The sequence below is a fragment of the Citrobacter sp. FP75 genome, assembly GCF_018342065.1.
Classification (GTDB): Bacteria; Pseudomonadota; Gammaproteobacteria; order Enterobacterales; family Enterobacteriaceae; genus Citrobacter.
The window spans coordinates 108994-122668 of sequence record NZ_JAFDOE010000003.1 but is presented as its reverse complement, the minus strand read 5'-3'; the positions used below and the strand labels follow the sequence as shown (position 1 = coordinate 122668).

5 protein-coding genes are annotated in these 13675 nt (G+C 53.7%); 1 reads left to right on the top strand and 4 read right to left on the bottom strand.

From position 1 onward, the window contains the following. Window positions 1-48: 48 nt before the first annotated feature. The gene (gene guaB, locus JQ822_RS11845; protein WP_213133628.1) at window positions 49-1515 is read right to left on the bottom strand and encodes an IMP dehydrogenase; all 1467 of its coding nucleotides are present in this window, start codon (window positions 1513-1515) and stop codon (window positions 49-51) included. A gap of 161 nt (window positions 1516-1676) precedes the next feature. Between guaB and xseA the strand changes: the two genes are divergently transcribed. Further along, window positions 1677-3050 carry an exodeoxyribonuclease VII large subunit gene (xseA, locus tag JQ822_RS11840; RefSeq protein ID WP_213133627.1) on the top strand — a complete coding sequence of 458 codons (1374 nt, stop codon included), beginning with the start codon at window positions 1677-1679 and terminating at the stop codon, window positions 3048-3050. Window positions 3051-3100: 50 nt separating this feature from the next. Here the strand turns inward: xseA and JQ822_RS11835 are convergent, their stop codons facing one another. The 3 genes from JQ822_RS11835 to sinH form a co-directional block, all read right to left on the bottom strand. Next, window positions 3101-10306, bottom strand: a complete 7206-nt coding sequence (locus tag JQ822_RS11835; RefSeq protein ID WP_342344241.1) for an adhesion domain-containing protein — start codon at window positions 10304-10306, stop codon at window positions 3101-3103. A gap of 134 nt (window positions 10307-10440) precedes the next feature. Further along, complete coding sequence (locus tag JQ822_RS11830; protein ID WP_213133626.1) at window positions 10441-11397, bottom strand: SinI family autotransporter-associated protein; 957 nt, start codon at window positions 11395-11397, stop codon at window positions 10441-10443. A gap of 58 nt (window positions 11398-11455) precedes the next feature. After that, window positions 11456-13654, bottom strand: coding sequence for an intimin-like inverse autotransporter SinH (gene sinH / locus JQ822_RS11825; RefSeq protein WP_213134070.1), 2199 nt, complete (start codon window positions 13652-13654; stop codon window positions 11456-11458). Between the last annotated feature and the right edge of the window lie 21 nt (window positions 13655-13675).

Sequence of the window (13675 nt, the reverse complement as noted above, 5' to 3'; positions counted from 1 at the left end):
GGCAAGTGAAACAAATTCGCCCGGCATTGAGCCGGGCGCGGAAACTTATCAGGAGCCCATGCGGTAGTTAGGGGACTCTTTGGTGATGGTCACGTCGTGAACGTGACTTTCCTGAATACCCGCACCGCTGATGCGGACAAACTCTGCTTTCGTTCGCAGCGCGTCGATAGTACCACAGCCGGTCAGCCCCATACAGGAGCGCAGGCCGCCCATCTGCTGGTGGATAATCTCTTTCAGGCGGCCTTTATAGGCAACGCGACCTTCGATACCTTCCGGTACCAGTTTGTCAGCAGCGTTATCGCTCTGGAAGTAACGGTCAGAAGAGCCTTTGGACATCGCGCCCAGAGAGCCCATACCACGGTAAGATTTGTAAGAACGACCCTGGTAGAGTTCAATTTCACCCGGGGATTCTTCGGTACCGGCCAGCATAGAACCCACCATTACCGCAGCCGCGCCTGCAGCGATCGCTTTAGCGATATCGCCAGAGAAACGGATACCGCCGTCGGCGATAACCGGAATACCGGTGCCTTCCAGCGCTTCAACCGCGTCGGAAACCGCAGTGATCTGCGGAACGCCCACGCCGGTGACGATACGAGTCGTACAGATAGAACCAGGGCCAATACCCACTTTCACCGCGCTGCAACCGGCTTCAGCCAGCGCACGAGCGCCTGCGCCCGTTGCAACGTTACCGCCGATGATTTGCAGATCCGGGTATTTCGCACGGGTTTCACGAATACGCTGCAATACGCCTTCAGAGTGGCCATGGGAGGAGTCAATCAGCAACACGTCAACACCTGCGGCAACCAGCGCATCAACACGCTCTTCGTTACCTGCACCCGCGCCTACAGCCGCACCTACGCGCAGACGGCCATGCTCGTCTTTACAGGCGTTAGGTTTACGCTCAGCTTTCTGGAAGTCTTTTACGGTGATCATGCCGCGCAGATGGAAGCCGTTATCAACAACCAGCGCTTTCTCAACGCGCTTTTCGTGCATTTTTGCCAGCACAACATCACGCGCTTCGCCTTCACGTACCGTAACCAGACGCTCTTTTGGCGTCATGTATACGCTAACCGGCTGACTGAGGTCGGTCACAAAACGCACGTCACGACCGGTGATGATACCCACCAGTTCGTTATCTTCCGTCACCACCGGATAGCCCGCAAAACCGTTGCGTTCGGTCAGTTCTCTTACTTCGCGCAGAGTCGTGGTTGGCAGCACGGTCTGTGGGTCAGTCACCACGCCTGATTCGTGTTTCTTCACGCGACGGACTTCTTCAGCCTGGCGCTCGATAGACATGTTTTTGTGGATAAAACCGATGCCGCCTTCCTGTGCCAGAGCAATCGCAAGGCGCGCTTCAGTCACGGTATCCATGGCTGCGGAGAGCATAGGAATGTTCAGACGAATGGTTTTCGTCAACTGCGTGCTGAGGTCAGCAGTATTCGGCAGAACGGTAGAATGAGCGGGAACGAGGAGGACGTCGTCAAACGTCAGGGCTTCTTTGGCAATACGTAGCATGGGCAATATCTCGACCAGATTGGTTAATAAATATTGCCGTGGCATTATACAGAGCGTAACCGATTGCATCCACACTTTTTTGCAAAAAAACCTTGCGCTCCTCTGTGGGCATGTTACTTTCGACTGAATAACCTGCTGATTTAGAATTTGATCCCGCTCACATGTTATCCTCTCAAACCTCGTCAATCTTTACCGTAAGTCGCCTTAATCAGACGGTTCGTCTGCTGCTTGAGCAGGAGATGGGACAAGTGTGGATCAGCGGCGAAATCTCGAATTTCACCCAACCTTCGTCCGGCCACTGGTATTTCACGCTCAAAGATGACACCGCTCAGGTGCGCTGCGCGATGTTTCGCAACAGCAACCGTCGTGTGACATTCCGCCCGCAACACGGGCAGCAAGTGCTGGTGCGCGCGAACATTACGCTGTATGAACCGCGTGGTGATTACCAGATTATCGTTGAGAGCATGCAGCCTGCGGGTGAAGGCCTGTTGCAACAGAAGTATGAGCAACTGAAAGCCAAACTGCAGGCCGAAGGATTGTTTGATCAGCAGTTCAAGAAATCACTGCCCTCTCCTGCCCACTGCGTCGGGGTGATTACCTCCAAAACGGGCGCCGCGCTGCACGATATTCTCCACGTCCTGAAGCGTCGCGATCCTTCCCTGCCCGTTATCATTTACCCGACCGCCGTTCAGGGCGATGATGCGCCGGGGCAGATTGTTCGCGCCATTGAACTGGCGAACGCGCGAGGCGAGTGCGATGTACTCATCGTCGGACGCGGCGGCGGCTCGCTGGAGGATTTATGGAGCTTTAACGACGAACGCGTGGCGCGGGCGATTTTTGCAAGCACGATCCCGGTAGTTAGCGCAGTCGGCCACGAAACTGACGTGACCATCGCCGATTTTGTTGGCGACCTGCGCGCCCCAACGCCTTCTGCGGCTGCCGAAATTGTTAGCCGTAACCAGCAGGAGTTGCTGCGCCAGATTCAATCCGTCCAGCAACGTTTAGGCATGGCGATGGATTACTACCTCGCCAATCGCACTCGTCGATTTACCCAGCTACATCACCGCTTGCAACAGCAGCACCCGCAGTTGCGTCTGGCTCGCCAGCAAACGGCGCTGGAGCGACTGCGTCAGCGCATGAGCTTTGCGCTGGAAAACCAGCTCAAGCGCGCTTCACAGCAGCAAATTCGCCTTGAGCAAAGGCTGAATCAGCAAAACCCGCAGCCGCGCATTCATCGTGCGCAATCACGTATTCAGCAGTTGGAGTATCGACTGGCGGAAAACATTCGCACGCGCCTTAGCGAACAGCGCGAGCGTTTTGGCAACGCGGTCACGCATCTGGAGGCGGTCAGCCCGTTAGCCACGCTGGCGCGCGGCTATAGCGTCACCACAACAAACGATGGCGCAGTGTTAAAGACAACCAAACAGGCCAGACCAGGCGCTCTGCTCACCACCCGCCTGAACGATGGCTGGGTGGAAAGCGAGATAAAATTGGTAAAGGCTGCCGCGAAAAAGCGACAGCCAAAAGCGAAGTAGCCCGCTGTCGCCTGGCGCAGCGCTAAAAATCGTACCCGCTAACCCACACCTCACGGCAGGCAGGTCGCAAAACCTGCCGTACTGGATTTGTGTATTCCGCAGTTCATGTTGCCGCTTGCTTCTTCAACCCCGCAGTAGAGATCGCCGCTTGCCGGGCTACGCGAAAGATACGGAAAAGACGGCGACGCCGGCCAGCCCAATGCGCTAAATGGTACGGCATGCAGTTCATTCAGCTCATCATAGGTTGGCGCCTTCAGCAGGCTGCCGCACTGGGCGGCAAGATCCCATCCGGCGGCATCGATTGTATGAGCCAACGCCCATGTTTCGCCGCTAATGCCTATATGCCCTACAGCCGTTGCACCCGATGGCAACTCCGCCAGCAATAACGGCCGATGGAGAGTTTTACCCTCTACCGCGGCCGTCTCCGCCATGTGTCCCCAGTAAATCGCCTTATCCGTATCCGGGCTAGTCAGTATGGTGAAAATAGCACCCAGCGTGGAGTGGATTGTCGTATCACTCGATAGCGTCGCCGTTAGCATGGTTTTCAACCCGACACTCTGGTCCTGGCGCAGCTCGAACGTCGCCGTACCGTCAGGGCCGGTGACGCCGTGAAAGACAACAGTGTTAGTGGTCATCGAAAGAGTTTCTGAGAAAGGCGATATCTGCTGTAATCTGAGGTCATCTCGACCGTACAACGTGACGACATCGCCAGCACGCGACAGCGCGTCACCGCGCGACAGCGTAAATTCCTGGCTCATCACTGGATTACCCGCGCTGTCTTTCACTGTGACGGTCATAGGAAGCGATTCATCCTTTTTGGCCACTGCCGCCTGTTTATCCACGTCCATCGCCGATGAAGTTAGCGTAATCGCCGCGACGGGTGCCCGCTGATTTACCAGGCAAACCAGCGTCTGATCTGTCCGATCATCGCCAGAGGAACCCTTCACGTGAATATTACCTTTTTGAAGGTCTATACTCTGGTAAGACAGACCCGCTCTGTCGAGAACCCACCAGGTAAAATTTACGACAGGCCAGCCATACTGTTCTCCCAATTGACCATCAGGATAATCACTGTAGAGTTTTTGCATCTCGCTCAATGTCGGCTGGTTGTTATCAGGGCAGCCCGATTTGCTCGCCAGCCCTGAGCCATTATGATTAAATATCGGCCAAATCTCATTGCCATTGTAAGCGCCTGAAGTGTTGTCTTTCGACGGCGCCTCAGCCGCCAGCAGTGGCCGCTTAAATACCACGCCGTCGCTGCTGGTCACCGTTTCCGGCATATGCCCCCAGTATTCGGCCTTGTCGCTATCCGGGCTGGAAATCACGGTAAAGATCACGTTAAGCGAAGAGGTCAAATTAGGATAATCGTCCATCTTCGCCGAGATCGCCGTTTTCAGCCCCAGGGCAGTGTCCTGGCGCAGGCTAAACGTCGCCTTACCATCCGCACCGGTCACGCCGTGATAAACAGCGAGATAATCCTTCAGTAGCGCCGTTGTCGCCGTTGGCGTCAGTTGCTCAAGCGTAAGATCGTCCGTCGCACCGCCGTTCCCGCTGGTATTCGAATTCCCTCGGCGAGAAAAGCCTTGACCGCGCGAAATCGTAAATGCTTTATTTGCAGCCGGATTACCGTTGCTATCTTTTATAATGATAGTCAGCGGAATCTCTTCGCCTTTTTTCACCTTCAAGGCATCACTTGCCGTGTCGATGGCAATAGTGGAAGTCAGTTCAATCGTCGCGGGCAACGCGGGATGAGGGTCGACCAGGCAAACCTGCGCCCCCGCGGTATACACCGTACCGTTTGACGCAACGTCGCCCGAATCCAGCCGCACAGACTGATAGTTCCCGGTATTCGCCGCGCGATCTACCGCAAACCAGTACCATTTTTCTTTCACTGGCCAACCATAACGTTCAAACAACGCTCCGCTGGGATTATCTGCATACAATGTTTGCAGATCGCTTAATAAAGGCTGGTACGCCTCATCGCAATCGGACGTCCCTGCCGTCAGCGTGGAGGATCTCGCTCTCCGCGGCCAGAGTTCATTGCTGCTGGTCACGCTGGAAGTATAGTCCGACGTCTCCGCCGCCAGATAAGGGCGATGGAATGTAACGCCTGCGCTATTGGTCACCGTTTCCGGCATATGACCCCACATGGTGGCCTTATCGCTGTCCGGACTGGTGATAACGGTAAAGATCATATCTTTGCTGACCTTGGCTAAACTGTCCCCCTCCACCGAGGCGGTTACCGTCGTTTTCAGACCGCTCGAATTGTTCTGAGCTAACGTCAATTGCACCTTACCGTCAGCATCCGTCACCCCATACCATTTCGACGAACTGGTATTGAAACTCGTCGCGCTCCCTGCAGGCGCAACGGGCGTCAACGTCATATAAGCCGCAGTGCTCGTTATCGCCGTATTAGCACGTGTGGTCGATGCAGAACGATTCAGTACTACTGTGGTATTTGCCTGTGGGACGCCAGTGGCATTGGTTACAGTAACCGTCACCGGTATCGTTTCGCCTTTCTTCGCCATGAAGCTCGCGTACTTCTCATTCCATGATGTGGAGGAGTCAAGCGTAATGACATACTCACGTTTTGCCGTCAGACACATCTGCGCTACGTTGGTCGGGGACGAAGATGTCGTTGTTTTCATGATACCGTTTTGAAAATTAATGTATTGATATAATAACGATTGGCCGCTTAGCGTCTTATTACCCGCCCACCACCCATACGACACGATCATCGGGAGACCGTAATCAGCGATTAATGCGCCATCCGGGTGATCGTTATACAGCGACGTTAAATCGGCCGCCGTCGGCATTTGGCTCATCGTACAGGCCCCGCGCCCGCTATTTACATTTTTCACCGTGTACCACATTTCATTATTTTGAATGAGCCCCGCCGTATCCGTTTCTGAATCCAGCTCAGGCATCAGCCTTGGGCGCATAAATTCCGCGCCGTTGCTGGCGGTGAAGGTCTCCGGCATATGCCCCCACATCTGGGATTTGTTGCTGTCAGGACTGGTGAGCACGGTAAACACTGTCGACAGCAACGAGGTTGCCGCAGGGGTTTTATACAAGCTGGCGTTCAGCACCGTCTTCAACCCCGGCCCAGTATCTTCACCCAGATCAAAGGACAGCGTACCGTCCGATCCCGTGACGCCATAATAGGTACCGTTATAAAGCCAGTCCTGCGACGCCTGTCCGGCCAGTACCAGCTGCATGACGGGTATTGGCCAGGAACTAATGGCGTTGTTACCGCGTCTGGAGCCTTGATCTCGCGTCAACGTAAACGCCGTGTTCCCGACCGGGTTACCCGCAGCATCCTTGGTGGTGATCGTTAACGGCACTCTTTCACCCGTCTTCACTTTCACCGCCTGCGCGGTTTCATCCATTGCCATCGTCGAGGTCAGCGCAATCGTCGTTGCCAGTGCAGCTTCCGTACTCGTACAAATCTGGTACTGCATGGCGCTGGCATCCTTTGCCGACACAGAATGATGGCTGCCATCATCCAGATCGACGACATAAAAATTGATGGGCGCTTCAGAAGAAAACTGACTCGCATAGCTGCCACTCCAGTAGGAGTAGTCTATCGGCCAGCCCTGCGCCGTCTTGATGCGTCTGTCCGGGTATTGGCGATAAAGCGCGTCCAGGCCGTCAATGGCAGGGTAATATCCGGCGGCGCACATCTCCGCATTGTTCTTGCGACCATCGGGTCCGTAAAACCGGGTCCATGCCTCGTTATCTTCCGTATAACTCACCACACTGAGGGTATTACTCAGCTCCGCGTACAGCAGCGGCCGGTGGTAGATCGTGCCGTCTGCCGCCGTCAGCGTGTCCGCCATATGTCCCCACAGAGCCGCCTTATCCGAGTCGGGGCTGGTAACCACCGTAAAGATGGTATCAAGACTGGCACTCACGCTGTCATTGCCATACAGCGCCGCCGTTATCGCCACTTTAGTGCCGTGCGTATCCGGGCGGGTCACATTAATAATTTTGCTACCGTCCACGCCCGTCAGGCCGCCAATTTTCGTCGCCGTGTCGTTAACAGATTCGCCGTCAATGACCACCGGCGACACAATACTGTCACCACTGCCAGCGGCATGTTTCACATTACTTCGGGTGTAACCATCGCCACGGCTCAGCACAAACGCCGCATCCGATACCGGGTTACCGCTGGCGTCTTTCACCGTGACCTTCAGTTGTAGCGTCTCGCCTTTCTTCACCTTCACCGCATGCACGCGATTAACGTTATTGTCATACCACTGCGACGCGTCCACCGGTTCAATGGTGATGGACGCCGCCACCGGATTATCGCTGGTCAGGCAACTGACGTAATCCGAAACGTCGCCACCGACCGCTTTGTCGCCGCTGGTCAACGATATCTGCTGCCAGCTTGCCTGGCTGGCATACGTTGCCGACCAGTAATTAAGATTTATCGGCCACCCGGCATCGGTATGCATCGTGCCGCCGCTATTGGCGCTGTACAGTGCGGTAAGTTGATCGATACGCGGCAGGCGATTAAGCGCACATCCCCCGGCGTCGGTGTTTCCCTGCGCATCGGTATGCATTACGCGGGCCCAGGTTTCATTCGCTTCCCCCTGGGTTCGGGTAGCCCCCACCTCTGCCGCCAGTTTAGGTCGTTCAAACGAGAGATTATCTACCGTTACGACGTCCGCCATATGCCCCCACATATTGGCGCTTGGCGTATCCGGGCTGGTTGGGACAGTAAATTTGACGCTACGGGAGATAGGCGTATTGAGCAGTGAGTTAGCCGGAGCCACGTTCAACTGAGTAAGCAGGCCCACGCCGCGCGGTTGTTCAAGAATGATTTGCGCATCACCGTTAGCATCCGTCGTCCCCTCATACATCATTGACGACGCCCCCGCGCCATAGGCAACGCTGTCAAACAGCAATTCGCCCTGACTTGGGTCGGTAAAACCGGTGGTCATCCCACTTCGATTTTTGCCGAGCGCCATGGTGACTGAAAACTTCACATTCGCTATCGTCGTTCCATTCAGTGCATTTTGTGAATGGACGTTCATTTTGATTTGCTCGCCTACTTTGGCGACGGGCGTGCGCAACGAAACATCGTCATTGAAATAGACGCTCAGTTGAGCCACCATTTCATTGGCAGAACAGGCCAGATAGTGTGTCGCTCCACCGATACCTTTACTGCCATCGCCCAGATCGAAATACGCCATCTGCGCGGCATCATCGGCAATATACGTACCCGATGCCGTCGGCCAGCCGTATTCGGTCAGGAGCTGATTATCAGGGTGCGCGCTGTAGAGCCCCCCAAGTGTGCCGGTGTCAGGCACTTGTCCTGTTCCACACTGGCTGGTAGCCGCAGTAAGGGAATCAAAGGTAGCCCATTCTTCGCTATTTTCACTTTGCTGACCGGTTTTATGACTTGCTTCGGACGCCAGTAACGGACGCTTATAGAGATTCCCCTTCTCCACAATGCCCCGTTGCATATGGCCATACATATTAGCTCCGTCGACGTCCGGGCTGGTTATCACCGTAAAAATCACATTAAAGGGAAGCGTGATGCTTGCGCCTTCATCATCCGGCATCACAATACGGATTGGCGTTTCCACCCCCACACCGCTGTCGTGGCTTAACGACAAATGTACCTGACCGTTCGCGTCCGTTACTCCGGTATAGTGTTCCGGGGACGATGCTCGCATATCATCGCTACGGACAACGACCCGCTGATTATCCCATTCATCTTTATGCTCCCCTTTACGGTTAGAGGCGGGGTCGACAAACAGTTCAAGATAGCGATAAGGCAACGGTTTATTGGTGTTCCGGTCAACCACGCTGGCTACCACATCAATCATCTCGCCGACTTCCGCCTTGTATGGCGCATCGGGAGAAAGCGTGATTTGTGGATACGCTAAAGGCAGTGCTTTATCCACGCAGCTCACCAGTAAAGCCGTGCTATTGCTTTCTCGTATCACCACGCCACTGTCCATATTGGCGGCATAGTGATAAATATCGAGCTGATCTTTCGTGGACGACCAGTAGGTATCAATCGGCCAGCCGGGGTAGGTCTGCGCAATATTATGCGCGCTCCGCAGCGCCACCAGCTGTTCAGCATCAGGCAAAATAGCGCAGTGGTTATCTGCGCCATTCCAGGTAAACTGCGCCCAACTTTCATTGCTGGCAACAAATGTGCCACTGGTACCACTGGTTTCCGCCGCCAGTTTTGGACGCGTGAAGGTATAGGTTACGCCATCGATGTTTGCCGTGGAGCTTTCTTCCATATGCCCCCACATCGCCGCTTTGTCGCTGTCCGGGCTGGTAAGGGTGCTGAAAATGACATCGACGCTGTCTTTTAGCGCCGTATTGTTTACCGGCATCACCGTCAACGTGGTTTTCACGCCGGGACCATTTGCCTGGGTGATGGTCACCGTCGCTTTGCCATCAGCGCCCGTAACGCCGTGGTATTCCGTCGCCATGGTGGTCAGTTCCGTATCACCGACGTGTACCGGTGCCGTATTGTTAACTACGCCCTGGCGGTTAAGCGCATCGCTGCGGGTAATAATAAATGCGGTGTTGCCCACTACGTTACCGGCGCAATCGCGGGTGGTAACGGTCAGCGTGATGCTCTCGCCCACTTTTACTTTTGCTGCCCGGAGCGTCTCATCCATGTTGCTGGCGCTCACGGAAAGCGGTTCACCCACGGCGGCGGCAACGTCAATCGCTACTTTTTGTTCTGTTAAGGCAACCGTATTGCTGTTCGGTGTTCCCGTCGAAGTGGTGAGGTAAAGCGCGGGCAGCATGCTGCTATCTTCAAGCTGTGGCCAGACGACGTAATGCCCGCCGGACATATTCTGCACACAGAACGTTTTATTGGCGACCGGCTGTGGGTTAAGCGGTTCATCCGGTGTGGCGGCATCTGCCCAGACTAAACTGATAGCGGGTGCCTGTTCACTTTCCCAGCGCAGCGGCGGTATGGCGAAAAAATCGCCCTCAGTATCGAGCGGGTTAGTCAGTTGCAGTGCGCTGGCGGAATCATCAACGCTGAAATCGCGCGGCATCGCGCTGAATGCAACGGCGTGCGCTTCACCGGGAGTGAGCACAACGCTGCCCTGATAAACCGGAACATATGCGCTGTCCGCCACCGGCGGGGTGCCGTTTATCGCGTCCGTCGCTAAGCCCAATTCCTGCCATGCCCCACTTTTCAATGCAGAAAGTACCGGCACTGCACCCATTAACAGAGCTAGCGCCAGTAAAGAGCGATAAACTTTATTCACCTGCCAGTTCCCCCATCCATGAGCAGTCGCTCCCCATTTATTCTGTGGTCGCGTTTCAACACACTTTGCTTAACCCAGAGTTAAGCAAAGCGAGCGGAAAAACCGCTCCCCGAAGGAAGCGGTCTTGCACGGTTTTATTTGCGTTGATAGTCGATAGACAAGCCATATCCCTGGACGCCATCGTTGCCGAGGGTAACGCCATCGGCATAATCGAAGGCAGCCTTCGCTTCGGCATTGGTAAGCGGAATAACCAGATCGCTATTGTTGTAGGTAGCGTTGACAATCCCACCCATAGTGCCCAACTGCAGACTGTTACCGGTGAATTTCCAGCGGTAGTTGTATTCGCTGGTAACCTCTTCACCTGCATCGTAAGTACCACTGGCGTTTTTATCTTTCCACAGCAGCACTTTATAGGTGGCGTTGGTTTTAAGTTTGGTGCTCGTACCCAGCAGGTTGGTTGTTGAACCCGCCTCGTAGATAACGACATGGACGTTTTCATCGACCACCGGACCTTCCGGAATGTCATCATCGTCAGAACCACCGCCAGCGTTGGTCGACAGATCGTTTAGCAGCAATTCCGTAGCAACATTTGGATCGCCGGTGGTTGTGGTCGGCGTAATCTTAATACCGATGTAACGATCGGCATCCGTAGCCTGAATTTCATAGGTGTCGCTGCCTTTTGTACCTACCTCTTTTGCATCGCCGCCATTCTGATCGCTATAGCTCATCCACTGCACTGTCGCTTTGGTCGCCGTGTTATCCGCATCCAGGTCACCTTCCGTATCGCCGATAGCCCAGTTGACTGTCACTTTGTCGCCCGCGTGAAACTGCCGGTCACCTTCAGTCGCCACGGTTCGACTACCGCGGTCAATTGTCACCGTGACATGTGCTTTATCCGTTTCCGCCGTTTTATCCGCAGCCCGCGTAATCCACGGGATAGTCCCTTGAATAGTATCGGTACTTTCTGTCGCGCTTTGCCACTGACCGGCTTTCAGATTCCCATTAGCTGCGACCGCAGGCACAGCACAATACCCTGCCACAGCCAATGCCAGTGCGACCTTCGTCAGTCGCCGTTTTAATACTGATTGCATTAAGATTCTCCTTTTTCTTCAACATTCAGCGACTGGCTGGTCAGCCACCACGCTGACACTATTTCTGGCTATACACCACGCGTATGCCATAGCCCTGAATACCATCCTGCTCATGAGCCGCGAATTTTTGCGCAGCCTCTCTATTCGTTGCTGGCAACACCAGATCTTCATTGCGGGTATTGGCTTGTGCTCCGGTATTTCCCGTCACGCTTTGCCCGGTAAATTCCCACTGATAGTCATAAAGCGCCATTTCATCTTCTGCCAGTTGTTCTGACATTTGGAAAACGCCGTCTTTATTGGCATCACGCCACAGTACAAATCGATAGGTATTACTGACGACAGGATGCCTATCTTGTTTGCCGATCAAATTAACGGGAGAAGATGTTTTCATTTGATAAATGAGCGCATTCAACGCATCAAGCGCATCACCGGTAAACGTCACGTCAACATAGTTACTGTCGCCGTAGGCGTCTTCCTTCGCTTTCCAGCGAAACGTACCAGGAAGCGTACTGGAGAGCGTGACGGTTCCCGCCTTTTTGTCACGGCTGGCAATGAAGACGCAGGGCAATTCGGCGGTACAAGCGGTGGAAGAAAGCGTCACCTTTTTGTCATTGCTGTCATAGAGTTCAGGCGCCATAGCCTCATCTACCAGCTCATTGCCGTTACGATCGGTCGCATCCCCAAATGAATCGGTAAGCAGTACATCCATCACAACACCATCGACTCCATCCGCCAAAGCGCTGGCCTCATGGCTATGATCGGTACGATCGGCGTCGGCGACGTTATCGACAATCAATTCGATTTTACGATCTTGTTGGACGGTAATTTCCACAGCACCCGAGTTTTGCTTATTCCCCTTTTCATCTTCCAGGGTCATGCGCACTTTCCAGGTATTTAACTCTGTACGCTGTGCTTCTGTATCCGCATTGACCCACGCAGGGAGGACCAGATTCCAGCGATTATTATTCCCTTCAGTGAGGGCATCAGCTTTTACCACTGGCATCACTAATGTGCGATTGGCATTATTTTTTGCCTGCCAGGAGGCGGAGATGATTTTGTAGTGATGAGAGACAAGCGCATTGATCGTCCACTTACATTTCTCCAGCCCTACCGCAGACTCAGGCGTGTCTTCAATTACGCATTCAGGATGGACATTGGTCGCATCGGCTTTGAGCCATAATGCAACATCAAGGGGATCTTTTTCACGGTATTCAAGAACGATAAAATTATTACGCTCGACAAAATCGGTACGACTGCCCATTAAAGAGTGCTGAATTTTTACGTTTTCCGGATCAAGCTGAGCCGCCAGGGGTGTACCTAACTGATAGGTGACGGTTGCGTTGATGCTAAGGTCGGCATTATCTCCGGTACCGGCTTTGTAATCTGCCCCCATCGTGACCATCGGCACAGGCGTGTAATTGAGACCAATGGTCACCGCATGAGGATTTTTTTGTAAATTGTCGGTACCAAATAACGCCACTTCATCGCCATAGTACTGCTCGTAGACTAATTTTCCACCGATCTGTGGATAAAATGGCAGCCAGCTTTCAGCCCGAATATCCCATCCCCGAGCGGGGCGTTCTTCATAAAACTCAAAATCCTCAGACTCTTTCCAGTCGGAAAGTGGATGGTAATAGTTGCCAGAGAGCTTCAGATAATCTGTCCATGCCTCAGTGCCCAAACCTAAGCGACGGTGCCCACGGGTAAAATCGTAGTCATAAAAAGCGTTGCCGCCGAGTAACCAATCCCCCACATTTTGACGCAAGCCAAAACCGATATTTCCAATGGTCCGCTCCTCTTTACGCTGCGCGGAGATTTGGCTAAAAATCAATGTATTTTGTTTGTCGTATAAAGGAACAAAATAGTCGAGAGAGCTACCATCAAGATCGCCACCTTCGCCAACAGATAAACTGGTCCGTACTTTTCCGTACGGTGACACTAATCCTTCTATATACGATTGCGTGGAGGAGGTAATTTGATTTTGCAAATAGCTTTGCGCCTGTGATTTCAACGCGTCAGGCGTCAGGTTTTCAAAGCCTTGTGTCGCAGAGTTAATAAAATAGTCGGCACCTTTCTCTTTAATGGATTGATCTTCGTTATTATGCTGTTCTTTTTGTACCGACTCACTGCCGAGATCGGGCAACGTAGACTCGCTTATGTTATTGGTTGCTGCAGACGCAACAATATTGTCCCCGGCAATAACTGCGCCAGAAACGAATAACACAAGCAAGATAACAAAGCGCGCCCTTCGGGCCATAACATGTTCCTGTATTAACAA

What these genes read in the sequence shown, in the direction of transcription:
- guaB (WP_213133628.1), bottom strand. Translation starts at nt 1,515, where the DNA reads ATGCTACGTATTGCCAAAGAAGCCCTGACGTTTGACGACGTCCTCCTC.
- xseA (WP_213133627.1), top strand. Translation starts at nt 1,677, where the DNA reads ATGTTATCCTCTCAAACCTCGTCAATCTTTACCGTAAGTCGCCTTAAT.
- JQ822_RS11830 (WP_213133626.1), bottom strand. Translation starts at nt 11,397, where the DNA reads ATGCAATCAGTATTAAAACGGCGACTGACGAAGGTCGCACTGGCATTG.
- sinH (WP_213134070.1), bottom strand. Translation starts at nt 13,654, where the DNA reads ATGGCCCGAAGGGCGCGCTTTGTTATCTTGCTTGTGTTATTCGTTTCT.